Source organism: Ralstonia chuxiongensis (assembly GCF_024158925.1).
Lineage (GTDB): Bacteria > Pseudomonadota > Gammaproteobacteria > Burkholderiales > Burkholderiaceae > Ralstonia > Ralstonia chuxiongensis.
In genome coordinates this window covers 186,021-204,188 of sequence record NZ_JAMYWC010000006.1, presented here as the reverse complement: position 1 = coordinate 204,188, position 18,168 = coordinate 186,021, and the positions used below count along the sequence as shown (strand labels likewise).

Sequence of the window (18,168 nt, the reverse complement as noted above, 5' to 3'; positions counted from 1 at the left end):
CCCGCATTCGGCCACTGAAGCGCGGGTGCTTGTCTTTCTGAGTGCCATTTCGGTCAACGCAATGAACGTCTACCTGCTCCAGGTCGTCAACGGCATGGGGATCGGCATGCTCTACTTCCTGCTGGCGGTGGGGCTGTCGATCATCTTCGGGCTGTTGCGCTTCGTCAATTTCGCCCACGGCGCGTTCTATGCGCTCGGTGCGTATCTCTGCTTTCAGGCCCTGCAGATGGGCATGAATTTCTGGCTGGCGCTCGTGCTCGCGCCCATCGTCATCGGCGCGCTTGCCTGGGTGACGGAGAAGGTGCTGCTGCGCCATGTGTATGCGCAGGCGCACGAATTCCACATCGTCGTCACGGTGGGTCTGGCGCTGGTCGTGCAGGAACTCATCATCGTGGCCTGGGGGCCGCTGGGCGTAGATGTGCCTGCGCCCGATGCGCTGCAGGGCGTGGTGATGTGGGGCGATTTCGTCTACCCGAAATACCGCCTGTTCGTGATCGGTTTTACCGCCGTGCTGGCGCTCGGGCTGTGGTGGCTGCTGGAAGGTACGCGGCTGGGCAGTGCGGTGCGCGCGGGCAGCGAATCGACCGAGATGGTGTCGCTGCTCGGCATCAACGTGTTCCGACTCTTCAGCGTGATGTTTGCGCTCGGTGCAGGCACGGCCGCGATGGCGGGTGTGCTGGCTGCGCCCATTCGCGGTGCGGAGCCGTTCATGGGGGTGGAGGCGCTGGGCATCGCGTTCGTTGTCGTGGTGGTGGGCGGCATGGGCAGCTTTGCGGGGGCGCTGGTCGGCGGGCTGCTGGTGGGCATCGTGCAGAGCCTGATGAGCACGCTGTGGCCCGAGGGCGCGCGGCTGATGATTTACGTGGCGATGGCGGCCGTGCTGCTGCTGCGCCCGCACGGCCTGCTGGGGAGGGGATGATGCAAGCCGCATTCCATGGACTTTCGCGCTACCGCTTCTGGTGGCTGGCGCTGGGCGTGACCCTGTTGCTGCCGCTGGTGCTGACGTCCGGCACGTTGGCCACCGAAGTGCTCGTCTACGCGATGGCCGTCATGGCCTGCAACCTGCTCCTCGGCTACACGGGGCTGCTGTCGTTCGGGCAGGGCATCTTCTTCGGGCTGGGCAGTTATGCCGTGGGCGTCGGCCTCACGCAACTGGCGCTCCCGATGCCCGTGGCGATTGTTCTGGCCGTTGTGGTCGGTGCGATCGTGGCGGCGGTGGTTGGGTGGTTTGCCATCCGCCAGCGCGGCACGTACTTCGTCATGCTCACGCTGGCCTTCTCGCAGATGTTCTACTTCCTGGCCTACACCACGCCCTCGCTCACGGGCGGCGATAACGGCCTGCTCGACATCCCACGTCCGGCGTTTGCCGGTTCACCCTGGGCGTTCTATGCGTTCGTGGCGGTGCTGTTCCTTGTTGTGTTCTTCCTCGTGCAACGTGTGACGGAATCGGTGTTCGGCCGCACGCTGCTGGCGATTCGCGACAACGAAGAACGCGCGCTTGCCGTTGGCTACAACGTGCGCGCGTTCAAGCTGCTGGCCTTCGTCATCTCGGGCGCCGTCACGGGCCTGGCCGGCGCGCTGCACGCCATGCTCACGGGCATCGCGCCGCTGGCCAATATCGATTACCACGTCAGCGAGATGATCCTGGTGATGACCGTCATCGGCGGCACGGGCAACGTGTTCGCCTCGGTGTTGGGTGCGGCGTTCTACGTACTGCTGTCGGACTGGCTCTCAAGCCTGTGGCCGCGCTGGCTCATGTTGCTCGGCTTCCTGCTGATTGCGGTGAGCCTGTTCATGCAGCGCGGGCTGTTCGGGCTCGGACAGAAGCTGTGGCAACGCATGCGCGCACCGCGTAACGCACCGGCGGTGCAGGAGGAAAGCGCATGACCACCACGCCCATCCTCCAAGCCACCGGCATCGTCAAGCAATACGGCAAGTTCACTGCGCTGGGCGGCGTCGATTTACGTGTGATGCCAGGCACGGTGCACTCCGTCATCGGCCCGAACGGCGCTGGCAAGACCACGCTGTTCCACATGCTCACAGGCACACGCATGATCACCAGCGGCACCATCGTCTTCGATGGCCACGACGTGACGCGCGAGGCAGACTTCCAGCGTGTGCAGCGCGGCATCGCGCGTTCGTTCCAGGTGACGAGCCTGTTCCCGAGTCTTTCTGTGCGCGAGAACCTGCGCCTCGCGACGCTGGGCACGACGCCGCGTCGTGCCATGCACGGCTGGCGCCTGCCGCAGGGCGATCTGGCGTGCACCGATACGGTCGACCGCGTGCTTGATCGGCTTGAATTGCCACGCCTGGCCGACACGCCGGCTGCCGCGCTCTCGCATGGCCAGCAGCGCCGGCTGGAGGTGGGCATGGCACTGGCCGCCAACCCGCGCGCGATCTTCCTCGACGAACCCACCTCCGGCATGGGCGTAGACGATTTGCCCGCCATGAAGGCGCTCATTCGCGGCCTGGCGCAGGACCATACCGTCGTGCTGATCGAGCACAACATGGACATCGTCATGGACATCTCCGACACGATCACCGTCATGCAGCAGGGCAAGGTACTGATGGAAGGCACGCCCGATGCTGTGCGAGCGGACCCACGCGTGCGTGCCGCGTATCTCGGCAACATGATCACGGGAGGCAAGAAATGACGACGACGATCCTCGACGTTGCAGACCTCCACGGTTATTACGGCAAGAGCCACGTGCTGCAGGGCGTGGCGCTCTCGGTGGGCGAGGGCGAATTGGTGACGCTGCTCGGCCGCAATGGCGCGGGCAAGTCGACCACGCTCAAGGCGATTGCCGGCGTGGTGGCACCGCATGGGCATGTGCGCTTTCGGGGCAAGGACATTGCCGGACAACCGGCGCATCGCATTGCCGCGCAGGGTTTGTGTCTCGTGCCCGAGCATCGCGGCATCTTCAAGCTGCTGACGGTGGAAGAGAACTTGAAGCTCGGCGCGCGGCGCGATTCTCCGTGGCAACTGGCCGACATCTACCGCATCTTCCCGCGCCTGCACGAGCGGAGGCGCAACGGTGGCGCCAACCTCTCCGGTGGCGAGCAGCAAATGCTGGCCATTGGCCGCGCGCTGATGAACCACCCGCGCCTGCTGATGTTGGACGAGCCGGTGGAGGGCTTGGCGCCCGTCATCGTCGAAGAGATCGTCGCGCAGTTGAAGATGATCAAGCAGGCGGGCGTGTCCATCCTGCTGGTCGAGCAGAACCTGGAGGTCTGCACGCAGCTGGCCGACCGGCACGTGATCATTGAACAGGGCCGCGTGGTCTACACCGGCAGCAACGAAGCCTTCCGCGCCGACGACGCTATCAAGGACCGTTACCTTGGCGTCGGCCTGGCCGCATGAACTCGCGAGAAATGATGACGACAGAGACTCAACTTCGTATCAACGGCGCGCGCCTGTGGGACACGCTCATGCAGCAGGCCAGCATTGGCGCGACGCCCAAAGGTGGCGTGCGGCGCCTGGCGCTGACGGATCTCGACCGCCAGGGGCGTGACTTCTTTGTCGCGCAGGCAAAGGCTGTCGGGTGCACCGTGCACGTCGATGCCATCGGCAATCTGTTCGCACGCCGCCCGGGGCGCAACAATGCGCTGCCGCCGGTCATGACGGGTAGCCACATCGACACGCAGCCGACCGGCGGCAAGTTCGACGGCAACTACGGCGTGTTTGCCGGCATCGAAGTCGTGCGCACGCTCAACGACGCGGGCATTCAAACCGAAGCGCCCATTGAAGTGGCCGTGTGGACCAACGAAGAGGGTTCGCGTTTCGTGCCGGTGATGATGGGCTCTGGCGCGTTCATCGGCGAGTTTGCGCTGGACGCCGTGCTGGCCGCGCAGGACCGCGATGGCGTGGCCGTGGGCGAGGCGCTGCGCAGCATCGGCTACGCGGGCGCCGAGCCGGTTGGCGGCAGGCAGGTCGGTGCCTACTTCGAAGCGCATATCGAGCAAGGGCCGGTGCTCGAAGCGCATTCCACGACGATTGGCGTGGTGACCGGCGCGCTGGGCCAACGCTGGTACGACGTGGTCTTGACCGGTATGGAAGCGCACGCAGGTCCCACGCCGATGGAGCTGCGCCGCGATGCGTTGCTGCCGGCGGCGGAGCTGGTCGGCATTGCCAACCGCATCGCGCTGGAGCGCCCCCCGCATGCGCGCGCCACGGTGGGCTGCCTGAGCGTACATCCGGATTCGCGCAACGTGATTCCGGGCCGCGTATCGATGACGATCGATTTTCGTGCCGCCGACGATGCGATGCTGTCCGACATGGACGCCGCACTCCATGACGCCGTGGCGGCGTTGGCCGCACGTAGCGGCATCGACATCGCATTGCGCCAGGTCGTCTACTTCCCGCCGCAGCCGTTCGACGCGACGCTCGTGAACGCAGTGCGCAGCGGCGCTCGCCAGCTAGGCTTGTCGGAGATGGATGTGATCAGCGGCGCAGGCCATGACGCGGTCTACCTTGCCCGTGTGGCTCCCACCGCGATGATCTTCGTGCCGTGCAAGGACGGCATCAGCCACAACGAGATCGAAGACGCTCGCTCCGAACATCTGGAAGCCGGCTGCAACGTGCTGCTGCACGCGATGCTGCAAGCCGCCGGCCGCGTTTGACACCATCACCCGACCGCTCATGCGCATCCTGATCGCTCGCTTCAATCACGAGACCAATACGTTCTCGCCGGTGCCGACGCCGTTGGCATCGTTCCATCCGCACTACGGCGATGACGCTTATCGCGCCGCCAAGGGCACGCGCACAGCGGCCGGTGCGTTCATTGATCTGGCCGAGGCGGCCGGCGCAGAGATCGTCGTGCCTGTCGTTGCCGGTGCGAACCCCAGCGGGCGCGTGGCAGCGCAGGCGTACACCACGTTGTGCGACGCCATCGTCGCGGCTGCGCCCGGGTGCGATGCGCTGCTGCTCGATCTGCACGGCGCGATGGTCGCTGAGAACAGCGACGACGGCGAGGGCGACTTACTCGATCGCTTGCGCGCGGTCGTGCCCGATGTGCCGATTGCTGTCGCACTCGACTTGCACGGCAATCTCACGCAGCAGTTCATTGACTTGGCCGACATCGCGGTCAGCTTCAAGACGTATCCGCACGTCGACATGTACGAAACCGGCGAGCACGCGGGCCGCCTGCTGTTCGACAAGCTGGCCGGCCGCGCGAACCCCGTGCTCGCGTGGCGCCGCTTGCCGCTGGTCACGCACACGCTGCGTAGCCGCACCGATGAAGGTGCAATGCACCGCGCCGTGGCGTTGGCCAAGCAGGCGGAGAACGACGGCATGCTGGCCGTGTCGATCCTGGCCGGATTCGGGCTGGCGGACATTGCCGCGCCATGCCTTTCCATCGTGGTGGTCGGCAATGGCGACAAGCACGCTGCGGAAGCTGTGGCGCAACGCATTGCTGATGCCATCTGGGCCGACCGCGAGGGGTTTGTCTACCGCTCTGAACCGCTGACCGAATCGATCGCGCGCGCAGCCAAGTTGGCAGCCACGCCGGGCAGCGGCCCCGTGCTGCTGCTCGACCATGGCGACAACTGCATGTCCGGCGGCACGTGCGATGACATGCACGTCCTGCACGAAGCGTTGCGGCAAGGCTTGAGCGGCATCGCCGTCGGGCCTGTGTGCGACCCGGAAGCCGTCGCTGCGATGATCGAGGCAGGCGTGGGCGCCACCGTCACGCTGCCGGTGGGCGACAAGGTGCCGCTTGCGCAACTGGGTATCTACCCGGTGCCGCGCGCGCTGACGGGCAAGGTCGCCGCCATCAGCGACGGTGAATACACGATCACGGGGCCGACCTATACCGGGCAACGCATCCGCATGGGGCGCACGGCGCTGCTGGACATTGGCGCGGCGCAGGTGGTCGTCACCGAGACGCCGCAGGAGCATTGGGACCTCGGCATCTTCACGCACATCGGTGTGGATCCGCATGCCGCGCGCTTCGTGCTGCTGAAGTCGCGCATGTATTGCCGGCCCGTGTTCGTGCCCATCGCAAAAGCCGTGGTGGAGTGTGACGGCGGCGGCGTAACGAGTTCGGATTACGCGCGCTTTCCGTTTGCGAAGGTGCAGCGGCCCGTGTTTCCGCTCGATGCAGAAGCGGCGACTGCCTGAGCGCTACGCGCTGTCGCGCTCAACGAGGGTGAAGCCCACGTCGACCGTGCGGCGTTCTTCGTCGCCGTGCTCGATACGATCGATGAGCAACGTTGCCGCCAGCTTGCCGATGCCCGTGCCGTCGATGCGGATTGTGGTGAGGGCAGGCGTGGTGTCCTTGGCGAACACCTGGTCGCCGTAGCCGATCACGCGCAGTCGCCCGGGCACGGCAACGCCGCGATGTTCCGCTTCCATCAACACCCCGAGCGCGAGGATGTCGGCGCCGCAGAAGATGGCGTCGGTGTCCGGATGCTGCGCGAGCAATTCGCCTAGCGCACGCCGGCCGTCCCCCAGGTTGGCGGGGGATTCAGCGGCAATCACGGGAATGTCGACATCCGGGCCGAACGCCTTCACGAAGGCTTGCGCGCGTGCCTGCGCCCGGCGGTCGCTCGGCGTGATCACGGCGGGGTGCTTTGCGCCGCGCTGCTTCAGATAGCGCGCCGCCGCTTGCCCCACCTTCTGGTGCGAGAACCCCACCAGCATGTCCAGCGGGTTGCGCGTGATGTCCCACGTTTCCACCACCGGCACGCCGGCGGCCTGCAGCTTTTGCCGCACGTTGGCTGAGTGCACCACGCCGGTCAGCACGATGCCCGCAGGTCGCCGTCCGACAATGGCATCGAGCAGCGCATCTTCGCGTGATTCGTCGTAGCCGCTCTGGCCGATGAGCAGTTGATAGCCCGCCGCCGCAAGTTCCGTGGTGAGTGCGGCCACCGTTTCCTGGAACACGCTGCCCGCAATCGTGGGGATGAGCGCGACGATCAACCGGCTGCGGTTGGACGCCAGTGATCCGGCCACCAGGTCCGGCGTATAGCCCGTCTGCCGCACCGCTTCGCGCACGCGTTCCAGCGTGTCGCTTGACACCAGCTCTGGCGTGTTCAGCGCGCGCGATACCGTCACCTTGGTCACGCCCACCAGCTTGGCAAGGTCGCTCAATGTGACGCGCCCGGTGTTCTTGCGCGCACGGCGTCCGGCGGCGGGCGCGGTTTCTAAGAAGGACACGGCGGGGGACTTGGTCACGTGATCGAGAGGCCGATTAGGGAAACACAGGGGAACGAAGGGGCTAGCAATTATCGCAAAACCCGACTACGATTGCGCAAATGTTACCGGTTACATAAACCGGTAACATAAAACTGACGATAGACGACGGCTGCACCAGAAGACAGCCCGGAGGAGCAAAGGATGTTGCAGGCAACCCCAGCGTACGCTGGGCCGCTGATTCAGTTGAACGCGGCAGACAACGTGCTGATTGCGCGCGAAGGGCTGTCGCTTGGGGCGAACCTGTCGATCAACGGCACCGCGGTGCGCCTGCGCGCGCAGGTGCCGGCCGGCCATAAGATCGCCGCGCGGCGGATCGCGCAGGGCGAAGCCATTCGTAAGTACGACACGATCATTGGCCGGGCAGCGCGCGATATCGAAGCGGGCGAGCACGTTCACACGCACAACGTCGAGCTGATCGATTACGCACGCGAGCCCGGCTTTGGCCTGGATGTGCGCCCGGTCGATTACATCCCGGAGGCACAGCGCGCAACGTTCAATGGCATCGTCCGCCCCGACGGCCGTGTAGCCACACGCAACTTCATCGGCATCCTCGCGTCGGTCAACTGCTCGTCCACCGTTATCAAGAACATTGCGGCGTGGTTCACGCCGGAGCGCCTGGCGCCGTTTCCCAATGTGGATGGCGTGGTGGCATTTGCGCAGACGAGCGGTTGCGGAATGTCGTCGCCATCGGAGCATTTCGATGTGCTGCGCCGCACGCTGGCGGGCTATGCGCGGCATCCGAATCTGGCGGGTGTGCTGATCGTCGGCCTGGGCTGCGAGCGCAACCAGGTGGCGGACTTGATGGCCAGCCAAGGGCTGGAAACAGGCAAGCTGATGCACACGCTCGTGATGCAAGACACCGGCGGCACGCGCGCCACCATCGAGGCCGGCATCGCCGCCATCCAGAAGATGCTGCCGGCGGCCAACGACATCGTTCGCCGCCCGGTATCGGCCAGCCATATCAAGATCGGCCTGGAGTGCGGCGGCTCCGATGGTTTCTCGGGCATTACCGCCAACCCGGCGCTGGGTGCCGCGATGGATCTGCTGGTGCGCCACGGCGGCACGGCCATCCTGTCGGAAACGCCGGAGATCCACGGTGTGGAAACCATGCTCACGCGCCGTGCGGTGTCGCCGGAAGTCGGCCAGAAGCTGCTCGATCGGCTCGCCTGGTGGGAGAACTACACGCGCGGCCACAACGGCCAGTTCAACGGCGTAGTTGGCCCCGGCAACCAGCAGGGCGGTCTGGCCAACATCTTCGAAAAATCACTCGGCTCGGCCATGAAGGGCGGTACCACGCCGCTGCAGGCCGTGTACGAATACGCCGAGCCCATCGACCGCGCGGGCTTCGTCTTCATGGATTCCCCCGGCTACGACCCCGTTGCCGTGACGGGCCAGATTGCCAGCGGCGCCAACCTGATCTGCTTCACCACGGGGCGCGGCTCGATGTTCGGCTCCAAGCCCGCACCGACGATCAAGCTCGCCAGCAACACGCCCATGTTCCGCCGGCTTGAAGAAGACATGGACATCAACTGCGGCCGCATTCTCGACGGCGAACGTTCGGTGGAAGAAATGGGCCAGGACATCTTCGAGCACATCCTGCGCACCGCCTCGGGCGAGCGCACCAAGAGCGAACTGCTCGGCCTTGGAGACCATGAATTCGTGCCCTGGCACATGGGCATCGTGAGTTAGCGCCTCGACTCGAAGGCACGCATCACCTATTACAAAACAGGAGACAAACCATGCAGGACACGTCACAAGGCGGCCCGCGTTCCAAAGTGCGCTGGGTTGTCGCCGGCCTCATGTGGGCGGCGATTGCCATCAACTACATCGACCGTACTGTGCTGTCGGCCGCCGCGCCGCACATCCAGAAAGAGTTCCACCTGAGTGCGGTGGAATTGGGCGTCGTCATGTCCGCGTTCTTCTGGTCGTATGCGCTGCTGCAGTTGCCGGCGGGCATTCTGGCCGATCGTTTCGGGCAGAAGAAGGTGCTCGGGTTTGCGGTGCTGTGGTGGTCCGTTGCGACGGCGTTGACGGGCTTGGCAAACGGCTTCAAGTCGCTGGTGGGCTTGCGTGTGGCGCTGGGCATTGGCGAGGCAGGTGCGTATCCGAGCAGCGCGGGCATCACGGGGCGCTGGTTCCCCAAGCAGGAACGTGCCACGGTGGCGGCCATTTTCGATAGCGGCTCCAAGCTGGGTAGCGCTGTCGCCTTGCCGCTCATTGCCTGGCTGTTGGTGATGTTCGATTGGAAGATCACCTTTGCGGTAACGGGCGCACTGGGCATCGTGTGGGCGGTGGTGTGGTGGGCGGTGTTCAAGGAAACGCCCGAAACGCACAAGGGCGTGAACGCCGCCGAGCTGGCCCACATCCAGCGCGGCCTGCCGCCAGCCCGCAAGGATGAACCCAAGGTGCCCTGGACGAAGCTGCTCACGCACCGGAACATCTGGGCGATGTGCATCGGCTTCTTCATGATCAACTACAACTCGTACTTCTTCATCACGTGGCTGCCGACGTACCTCGTCAAGGAACGCGGCATGGGCCTGATGGAGATGGGCTTCATGGCGTCGCTGCCGCTGTTCGTGTCGATGTTTGTTGAGGTGTTTGCAGGCTGGGCGTCGGACCGCGTGTATGCGTCGGGCAAGCTCTCGCTCACGGCCACGCGCAAGCTCTTCCTCGTGGTCGGGCTGGTGATGGCTTCGAGCATCGGGCTGGCCGCGTTCGCGCAATCGGCCGTGGTGGCGGTGATCCTGCTGTGCATCGCCAAGTCGGGCACGACCGTGGCAGCGTCGCAGGTGTGGGCATTGCCGGCGGACGTGGCACCTGGCAACAACGTGTCGATGGTCGCTGGCCTGCAGAACAGCGTGTCGAACATGGGCGGCGTGGTTGGCCCGATCGTCACGGGTGCCATCGTGGGTGCCACGGGCTCGTTCATTCCGGCGCTGGTGTTTTCTGCCGCGCTGATCGGCCTGGCGATCCTGAATTACCTCTTCCTGCTCGGCAAGGTGGAACCCATCAGCTTCGAGCCCACTTCTGAAACACGCCCTTCGCATGACCAACGCAATGCAAACGCCCGCGCTTAACCGCCCGAACAGTTTCAAGGCCGCGCTGGCCGCCAAGCAACGCCAGATCGGCTTCTGGCTGGCAATGAGCGATCCGTACCTGGCGGAGGTGAGCGCCACCGCCGGCTTCGACTGGCTGCTGATCGACAGCGAGCACGCCCCGAACGACGTGCGCACGATCCTCGCGCAACTGCAGGCCGTGGCGCCGTACCGCGCCGAGCCCATCGTGCGCCCGTACAACGGCGATCCGTCGCTCATCAAGCGCCTGCTCGACATTGGCGCGCGCACGCTGCTCGTGCCGATGGTCGACACGGCGGAAGAGGCGCGCGAACTGGTGCGTGCGGTGCGCTATCCCCCGCACGGCATTCGCGGCGTGGGCAGCGCAGTGGGCCGCGCATCGCGTTGGAGCGCCCGCACGGATTACCTGCAGATTGCCGATGAAGAAGCCTGCCTGCTCGTCCAGGCGGAGACCGTTACCGCGCTGCAAAACCTTGAAGCCATCTGCGATGTGGATGGCGTGGACGGCGTGTTTATCGGCCCGGCGGATCTGGCAGCGTCGATGGGCCACCGTGGCAATGCAGGCCACCCGGATGTGCAGGCTGCCATCGACAACGCCGTGCGCACGATTGTTGCGTCGGGCAAGGCCGCTGGCACGTTGACGTCCGATGCGGCGCTTGCACGTCACTATCTGGAGCTGGGCTGCACCTTCGTCGCCACCGGTGTTGATATCCTGATGTTCGCCAACGGCGCCCGCAAGCTCGCCCGTGAGTTCATCGCGCCGCAAGGTGCCTGATTCTTCTTCCTCTTCTTACCGGATCTGACATGACCCGCAAGACTTACCGGATCGCCGTGATCCCCGGCGACGGCATCGGCCGCGAAGTGATGCCCGAAGGCCTGCGCGTGCTCGAAGCCGCCGCGCGCCGCTTCGGTATCAGCCTCGAAACCCAGCACATCGACTGGGCCAGTTGTGATTACTACCAGCAGCACGGCACGATGATGCCGGACGACTGGAAGCAGCAACTGCAGGGCATGGACGCCATCCTGTTCGGCGCGGTCGGCTGGCCGGCCACGGTGCCCGATCACGTTTCGCTGTGGGGCTCGCTGCTCAAGTTCCGCCGCGAGTTCGATCAGTACATCAACCTGCGCCCGGTGCGCCTGTTTGAAGGCGTACCGTGCCCGCTGGCCAACCGCAAGCCCGGTGACATTGATTACTACGTCGTGCGCGAGAACACCGAAGGCGAATACACGTCGCTCGGCGGCATCATGTACGAAGGCACCGACCGCGAGATCGTGATCCAGGAATCGGTCTACTCGCGCAAGGGCGCGGAGCGGCTGCTGAAGTTCGCCTTCGACCTCGCACAGAGCCGCGAGCGCAAGCACGTGACGCTTGCCACCAAGAGCAACGGCATCGCCATCAGCATGCCGTGGTGGGACAAGCGCGCGGATGAAGTCGCGCAAAGCTACCCCGATGTCACGCTGGACAAACAGCACATCGACATCCTGACCGCGCGCTTCGTGCTGCAGCCGGGTCGCTTTGATGTGGTGGCCGCCACCAACCTGTTCGGCGACATCCTGTCCGATCTTGGCCCCGCCACCACCGGCACGATCGGCTTGGCACCTTCCGCCAACCTGAATCCCGATCGCACGTTCCCGTCGCTGTTCGAGCCGGTGCACGGCTCGGCGCCGGACATCTATGGCAAGAACATCGCCAACCCGATCGCGATGATCTGGTCGGCGGCGCTGATGCTGGATTTCCTGACCGAAGGCCAGGGCGAAGGGCGCGCCGCGCACGACGCTATCGTCGCGGCCATCGAAGTCGTGTTGAAGGAAGGCCCGCGCACACCGGATCTGGGCGGCACGGCCAACACCACGCAGCTGGGCGAGGCGATTGCCGCGCACCTCGGTTGAGCGGCTTGAAGGAATCGACGATGGCTTTCAGCTTCGACCAACTCCGCCAGACGGGGCTCGTGCGCACCGACAACCTGATCGACGGCCAGTGGGTGGACGGCACCGACGGCGCGCGCTTTGCCGTGACGGACCCCGCCACCGGCAGCCTTATCGCCAACGTGCCTGACAGCAGCGCTGCTGATGCGCGTGCCGCCACCGACGCGGCAGCACGCGCCTTTCCCGCATGGCGCGACACGCTGCCTGCCGAGCGCGCTGCCATCTTGCGCCGCTGGCACGCGGCCATCGTCGCCAATGCCGATGCACTGGGGCGGCTGATTTCTTTGGAGCAGGGCAAGCCGTTTGCCGAAGGGCGCGGCGAGGTCATGTACGGCGCCTCGTACGTCGCCTGGTTTGCCGATGAGGCCACGCGCATCTACGGCGATCTGATTCCGCAGCAGCAGCGCGGCAAGCGCATGAGCGCCGTCAAGGAGCCCGTCGGTATCGTGGCGGCCATCACGCCGTGGAATTTCCCGCTGGCGATGATTGCGCGCAAGATCGCGCCGGCGCTAGCGGCGGGCTGTACCGTTGTCGCCAAGCCGGCGGAAGACACGCCGCTCACGGCGCTGGCACTCGCGCAGCTTGCGCAGGAAGCGGGGCTGCCGCCGGGCGTGCTGAACATGATCTCGGCCTCGCGTGAGCGCGGCATCGAGGCCGTGGCCGGTTGGCTGCAAGACAGCCGCGTGCGCAAGATCACCTTCACGGGCTCGACGCCGGTGGGCAAGTATCTGGCGCGTGAATCTGCCGGCACGCTGAAGAAGCTGTCGCTGGAGCTGGGCGGCAACGCGCCGTTCATCGTGTTTGACGATGCGGACCTCGATGCGGCCATCACGGGTTTGCTGGCGGCCAAGTTCCGCAACGGCGGCCAGACCTGCGTGTGCCCGAATCGCGTCTACGTGCAGGCTGGCGTGTATGAGCGCTTCGGCGCCATGCTCGCCGAGCGGGTTTCCGCGCTGAAAGTCGCACCCGCCACCGATCCGGATGCGCAGATCGGCCCGATGATCAACGCTCGCGCCGTCGACAAGATCGAACGCCACGTGCAGGACGCCGTTGCTAACGGTGCACGCGTACTGGCCGGTGGCAAGCGCTTGCCGGAAGTTGGCGAACACTTCTATGCGCCCACCGTGCTGGCCGACGCCAACAGCGGCATGGCCCTGTGCGGCGAAGAAACGTTCGGCCCCGTTGCGCCGCTGTTCCGCTTCGTCGATGAGGCCGAAGCCGTGCAGGCCGCCAACGACACGCCGTTCGGGCTGGCTTCGTACTTCTACACGCAAGACATCCGCCGCATTGAGCGTGTATCACGCGCGCTGGAAGCGGGCATCGTCGGCATCAACGAAGGCGCGCTTGCCAGCGAAGCAGCGCCCTTTGGTGGCGTGAAGGAATCGGGCTACGGCCGCGAGGGCTCCAAGTACGGGCTCGACGATTATCTGTCGATCAAATACCTGTGCCAGGGCGGGTTGAGCTAGCGCGCTGAATCCCAGAAGCGTTGCGCACGGAACGGGCGAACATCCACGGTGGATGTCTCGCCCGTCATCATTTCTGCAATTAATCGCCCGGTAATCGGCCCCAACGTCAGGCCGTGGTGTGCATGGCCAAACGCGAACCACATGTTTGCGTGGTGCGGCGCCGGCCCGATGATCGGCAACATGTCGGGCGTGCAGGGGCGGGCGCCCATCCACGGTTCCGCATCCACCCGTTCTGCGAGCGGAAAGAGCTTGCGGGCGACGGGCTCGACGGCGTTGAGTTGTACGGGCGTCTTGGGAGCATCGCGGTGCGCGAGTTCTGCGCCGGTGGTCAGCCGGATGCCGCGCGCCATCGGTGCCAGCACGTACCCGCCGTCGGCATCGAGCACGGGATGGTTCAACTGCGCACCTTGCGCGGGCGCGTAGTGCATGTGGTACCCGCGCTTGACGGCCAGCGGCAGGCTGTAGCCCAGGCGTGAGGTGATGACGTCCGCCCAGGGGCCCATGGCGATGACGACGTTGTCGGCGCGCAGCTCGCCTACTTTGGTTTGCAGCAGCCACGGTGCGTTGGGCGTGAGCGTGTTGGCATCCGCTTCAAACAGGCGGCCGCCGATTTGCTCAAAGTACTTTGCATAGGCGGTTACCAGCGCGTTGGGGTCGCTCACGGAATCCGCTTCCGTATAGCGCAGGCCGCCCAGCAGCGATGTGTCCAGATGCGGTTCAACGCTGCGCAGGCGCGCAGGGTCGAGCGCTTCAAATGCGACGCCGTACTCGCGTTGCCAGCGCTCGACGTTGCGCGTTTCCTTGTCCTGCGTGGCCGCGTTGCGGAAGACCTTGATCCAGCCGCTGGGGCGGATCAGCCCTGTGGCGCCGGCGGCTTCGGCCAGCGCGCGGTGCTCACTCACGCTGTGCGCGATGAGCGGTGCATACGCACGTGCAATCGCCGCGTGCCGCGTGGGGTGCGAGTTGCGCCAGTACTGCCACAGAAACGGCAGCAGCCGGGGCAGATCGCCGGGGTGGTAATGCACGTCCGCCGACGTATTGCTCGCATAACGCAACAGCGTCGAGAGGTCGCGCGGGAACGCATACGGATACACACCCTCGCGCTGGATCAGCCCGGCATTGCCGAACGACGTCTCAAAGCCCGGTGCACGGCGATCCACAAGCGCGACGGCGCGCCCGCGTTTCTGCAGATGCACCGCCACCGATACGCCGACAATGCCGGCGCCCAGCACAAGGGTGTCAAAGCGCATGTCGACCGGCTCCTTAACCCTTGGCCAACGCCGTGACGGCGATCTCGACGTCAATGCCTGGGCGCATCAGACCTGACTGCACGCAGGCGCGCGTGGGTGCGTGGCCGGCCGGCACCCAGGCTTCCCATGCGGCGTTCAGCTCGGCAAAGTATTTGGCGTCGGTCAGCCAGATGTTGGCGGAAATCAGTCGCGTCTTGTCCACGCCGGCTTCGGCCAGCAGGGCGTCGATGCGCTCGAGGATGTTGTTGGTCTGCTCCGTCACCGACTTGAAATCGACGTCGGGCACTTGCCCGGCCAGATGCACGATGCCGTCGGCGATCACGATCTGGCTCATGCGGGCGTTGGTGTGGAGGCGTTGGATATCGGTCATGTCGAGGAGGTCGTTGTAGGTTCAGACGGCCGAGGTGCCCATGCCGCTCGTGGCGGCATCGAACACCGGCGGCGCGGTGATGATGGATTGAAGTGCCGGCGTCGGCTGCGTGAGCTTGGCGAGGTCCGGGCGCGGCCGCCGCAGCGTAGCAGACGCGTCGAAAGCCTGCTCAAGCGCGTGCGCCACGGCAAGCGTCTTGCGGTCGCCGTGGAAGGGCCCGACGATCTGCAAGCCGAACGGCATGCCCGCGTGGTCAACACCGCATGGCAATGAGATCGCCGGGTGCGTGGTCAGCGTGACGACGTACGTCAGCGCCAGCCAGCGGTAATAGTTCTCCTGCGCGCGGCCGTCGATGTGCGTGGCATACAGCTCGCTCCACGGAAACGGCGATACCGGCGTCGTCGGCGACAGGATCACGTCGTACTGGCCGAAGGCCGCCTGGAAGCGCTTGAGGATGCGTGTTTGCTCCGCCTGGGCCCACGCGCAGTCAGCGAGCGTCATGGCGGCGCCCAGCTCGTAGTTGGCGCGTGAGTTCGGGCCGATCGAGGCCGGATCGCGCGTGTAGGCGTCGTGGAGGCCGGCCACAAAGCTCTCTGCGCGGATCACGTCAAAGCTGCGATGCACCTCGCCCAGGTCGAACTGCACGGGTTCGCACGATTGGAATATCGGCGCGATGGCGGCAATGCGCTCGCGGAAGACCGCGCGGATGCTGGCATCGACATCGCAGCAGCCGAAGTCTTCCGTCCAGCCGACGCGCAGCGAGGACAGGTCGATGGGCGCGGGCGTGGCAAAGCTCAGTGGATCGACGTGAAAGCTGAGCGGATCGCTTGCCGACAGGCCCGCCGTGGCGGCCAGTTGCAGGCAGGCTTCAGCCACTGTGCGCCCCATGGGGCCGACCACCGAAATGGGCGTCCAGCCGAGTTTCTTGCGCGAGTTCGGCACCAGCCCTGGCGATGGCCGAAAGCCGACCACACCGCATTTGGATGCTGGAATGCGCAGCGAGCCGCCGGTGTCGGAGCCTGTGCAGACGGGCAGCATGTCGCACGCCAGCGCGGCTGCCGCACCGCCGGACGAACCGCCCGCATTCAGCATCGGGTTGAACGGGTTGCCTGTCGCGCCCCACACAGGGTTGCGCGTGTTGGCGCCAGCACCGAACTCCGGCACGTTGGTCTTTGCCACCAGCACGGCGCCCGCAGCGCGCAAGCGCTCGACGAGCAACACATCCTGCGTCGGCACATTGCTGCGCGCGGTGGGCGAGCCGTACGTGGTGAGCAGGCCGGCGGTGTCTTCCAGATCCTTCACGCCCAGCGGCAGGCCGTGCAGCAGGCCGAGCGGTTCGCCATTGAGCACCGCACGCTCGGCCGCGCGGGCGTCGTCGCGGGCCTGGCTGTAGCACGTTGCCGTGACGGCATTCACGGCTGGGTTGATGGCTTCGATCCGCTCGATGCAGGCGTCGAGCAACTCGACGGGCGAGATTTCCTTGGCGCCGATCAGCCGGCGCAGTTCCACTGCAGAACGGCTGACGAGTGTGTCGTAGTGCGACATGAACATTCCCTTTAAAGCGCTTCGCCCGTGCGGTCCCGCAGCCAGATCACCGGCACCAGTGACACCAGGCATGCTGCGGCCACATACCATGCCGGCGCCAGCGGGTTGCCCGTGCGCTCCACCAGCCAGCTCGCGATGAACGGCGAGAACCCGCCGAAGAACGATGCGCTCACCACATACGTGAGTGCAATGCCGGTGGCGCGCACATGCTTGGGAAACAGCTCCGGGATCATCACCAGCACGGGCACGATCTGCGCGGCTACGAACACCGCCAGCAATGCGGATACCGCATACAGCGCCAGCGGCGTTGGATGCGCGCCCAGGAAGGCAAACGCCGGGTACACCGCCAGCAGCATGATGATGCGCGAGGTGACCAGCAAGCGCTTGCGGGTGTAGCGATCGGCCAGGCGCCCGGCAATCGGTGCGGCCACAAACAGCACGAGCGAGCTGACCACGCCGGAAGCCACCGCTGCCGTGGGCGACATATGCAGCGTGCGCACCGCGTGGCTCGGCAGGAAGAACGCGGTGATGTACACCGACACCGAGCCGCCCAGCTCCGCAAAGGTGCCGAGAATGGTCAGCTTCAGATGCGTGGTCAGTGCGGCCTTGAGCGCGCCCTGCGGTTTGACGTGGCCGGGCGCCGCATCGCGGCGGTCGAGCGTTTCTTCCAGCCGGCGGCGGATCAGCATGCCGGCTGGCGCGGCAAAAATGCCCAGCAGGAATGGCAGCCGCCAGCCCCAGGCGAGCACCGCCTCTTTGGAGAGCGTCACGTTGATAAGCGTGGCGACCGCCGCGCCCAGCGCGAGCCCCAGTGCGGTTGCCGCAAAGTTCCAGCTCGCAAAGAACGCCCGCGTGCGGTCGCTGGCGTATTCGACCAGCAGCGTGGTGCCCGGCCCGAATTCGCCGCCTGCTGCAAAGCCCTGCATCAGCCGCGCGGCCAGCACGATCATCGGCGCGAAGATGCCCGCCGTGGCGTACGTAGGTGCCGTGGCGATGAGCGCGCACGACAGCGCCATCATCATGATGGTCAGCACCATCGCCTTCTTGCGGCCGACGCGGTCGGCATAGGCACCGATGATGACGCCGCCCAGCGGCCGCACCACAAAGCCCACGCCAAACACCCCGATCGACAGGAGGAACTGGTTCACCGGCGACGCCGATGGAAAGAACAGTTGCCCGATCTGGATGGCGAAATAGCTGTAGATCGTGAAGTCGTAGAACTCCAGCGCTGTGCCGATGGTGGTGGCGGCAATGACTTGCGTGCGTGACAGCGCGGGGCGGCTGTCGAGGGCGAGTGTCGACACGGGCTGCTCTCCTAGGTTGGAGGCTGGGGAGGGTTTGA

The 18,168-nt window shown here is 65.7% G+C and carries 16 protein-coding genes; 11 read left to right on the top strand and 5 right to left on the bottom strand.

Going from position 1 to position 18,168, the window contains the following annotated elements; all coding sequences use genetic code 11:
* The first annotated feature begins 61 nt into the window (after positions 1 to 61).
* Genes NKG59_RS20540 through NKG59_RS20515 form a run of 6 tightly spaced genes read left to right on the top strand, consistent with a single transcriptional unit; the run spans position 62 to position 6,118 of the window.
* Positions 62 to 919 carry a branched-chain amino acid ABC transporter permease gene (locus NKG59_RS20540; RefSeq protein ID WP_253540634.1) on the top strand — a complete coding sequence of 286 codons (858 nt, stop codon included), beginning with the start codon at positions 62 to 64 and terminating at the stop codon, positions 917 to 919.
* Positions 919 to 1,887, top strand: coding sequence for a branched-chain amino acid ABC transporter permease (locus NKG59_RS20535; protein ID WP_253540978.1), 969 nt, complete (start codon positions 919 to 921; stop codon positions 1,885 to 1,887). Before NKG59_RS20540 ends, NKG59_RS20535 begins: the two co-directional genes overlap by 1 nt.
* A complete protein-coding gene (locus NKG59_RS20530; RefSeq protein ID WP_045205684.1) occupies positions 1,884 to 2,654 on the top strand; it encodes an ABC transporter ATP-binding protein in 771 nt (256 codons plus the stop codon). Before NKG59_RS20535 ends, NKG59_RS20530 begins: the two co-directional genes overlap by 4 nt.
* Entirely contained in the window at positions 2,651 to 3,361 is a 711-nt protein-coding gene (locus NKG59_RS20525; RefSeq protein WP_253540632.1) for an ABC transporter ATP-binding protein, read from the top strand. Before NKG59_RS20530 ends, NKG59_RS20525 begins: the two co-directional genes overlap by 4 nt.
* Positions 3,358 to 4,620 (top strand): Zn-dependent hydrolase, encoded by a 1,263-nt coding sequence (locus NKG59_RS20520; RefSeq protein WP_420804038.1) that lies wholly within the window; start codon positions 3,358 to 3,360, stop codon positions 4,618 to 4,620. Before NKG59_RS20525 ends, NKG59_RS20520 begins: the two co-directional genes overlap by 4 nt.
* Positions 4,621 to 4,639: 19 nt before the next feature.
* Complete coding sequence (locus tag NKG59_RS20515) at positions 4,640 to 6,118, top strand: M81 family metallopeptidase (RefSeq protein WP_253540629.1); 1,479 nt, start codon at positions 4,640 to 4,642, stop codon at positions 6,116 to 6,118.
* A gap of 3 nt (positions 6,119 to 6,121) precedes the next feature.
* On the opposite strand, the gene NKG59_RS20510 is transcribed toward NKG59_RS20515, so the two are convergent.
* The gene (locus tag NKG59_RS20510) at positions 6,122 to 7,174 is read right to left on the bottom strand and encodes a LacI family DNA-binding transcriptional regulator (RefSeq protein ID WP_253540626.1); all 1,053 of its coding nucleotides are present in this window, start codon (positions 7,172 to 7,174) and stop codon (positions 6,122 to 6,124) included.
* Positions 7,175 to 7,336: 162 nt separating this feature from the next.
* Between NKG59_RS20510 and NKG59_RS20505 the strand changes: the two genes are divergently transcribed.
* From NKG59_RS20505 to NKG59_RS20485, 5 genes are read left to right on the top strand one after another with little or no spacing between them, the layout of a single operon-like run.
* Positions 7,337 to 8,884, top strand: coding sequence for a UxaA family hydrolase (locus tag NKG59_RS20505; protein WP_253540623.1), 1,548 nt, complete (start codon positions 7,337 to 7,339; stop codon positions 8,882 to 8,884).
* A gap of 50 nt (positions 8,885 to 8,934) precedes the next feature.
* Positions 8,935 to 10,272, top strand: coding sequence for an MFS transporter (locus NKG59_RS20500; protein WP_253540619.1), 1,338 nt, complete (start codon positions 8,935 to 8,937; stop codon positions 10,270 to 10,272).
* The gene (hpaI, locus tag NKG59_RS20495; protein WP_301288210.1) at positions 10,241 to 11,044 is read left to right on the top strand and encodes a 4-hydroxy-2-oxoheptanedioate aldolase; all 804 of its coding nucleotides are present in this window, start codon (positions 10,241 to 10,243) and stop codon (positions 11,042 to 11,044) included. Before NKG59_RS20500 ends, hpaI begins: the two co-directional genes overlap by 32 nt.
* Positions 11,045 to 11,073: 29 nt before the next feature.
* The gene (locus tag NKG59_RS20490) at positions 11,074 to 12,159 is read left to right on the top strand and encodes a tartrate dehydrogenase (protein WP_253540616.1); all 1,086 of its coding nucleotides are present in this window, start codon (positions 11,074 to 11,076) and stop codon (positions 12,157 to 12,159) included.
* A gap of 20 nt (positions 12,160 to 12,179) precedes the next feature.
* Positions 12,180 to 13,661 (top strand): NAD-dependent succinate-semialdehyde dehydrogenase, encoded by a 1,482-nt coding sequence (locus NKG59_RS20485; protein WP_253540614.1) that lies wholly within the window; start codon positions 12,180 to 12,182, stop codon positions 13,659 to 13,661.
* On the opposite strand, the gene NKG59_RS20480 is transcribed toward NKG59_RS20485, so the two are convergent.
* Genes NKG59_RS20480 through NKG59_RS20465 form a run of 4 tightly spaced genes read right to left on the bottom strand, consistent with a single transcriptional unit; the run spans position 13,658 to position 18,130 of the window.
* A complete protein-coding gene (locus tag NKG59_RS20480; RefSeq protein WP_253540611.1) occupies positions 13,658 to 14,911 on the bottom strand; it encodes an NAD(P)/FAD-dependent oxidoreductase in 1,254 nt (417 codons plus the stop codon). The two genes, NKG59_RS20485 and NKG59_RS20480, sit on opposite strands and share 4 nt — an antisense overlap.
* Positions 14,912 to 14,924: 13 nt before the next feature.
* Positions 14,925 to 15,281: a RidA family protein gene (locus tag NKG59_RS20475; protein WP_253540608.1), complete on the bottom strand. Its 357-nt coding sequence runs from the start codon at positions 15,279 to 15,281 to the stop codon at positions 14,925 to 14,927.
* A gap of 21 nt (positions 15,282 to 15,302) precedes the next feature.
* Positions 15,303 to 16,826 carry an amidase gene (locus NKG59_RS20470; protein WP_253540604.1) on the bottom strand — a complete coding sequence of 508 codons (1,524 nt, stop codon included), beginning with the start codon at positions 16,824 to 16,826 and terminating at the stop codon, positions 15,303 to 15,305.
* Between the two features lie 11 nt (positions 16,827 to 16,837).
* Positions 16,838 to 18,130 (bottom strand): MFS transporter, encoded by a 1,293-nt coding sequence (locus tag NKG59_RS20465; protein WP_045205696.1) that lies wholly within the window; start codon positions 18,128 to 18,130, stop codon positions 16,838 to 16,840.
* Positions 18,131 to 18,168 lie beyond the last annotated feature (38 nt).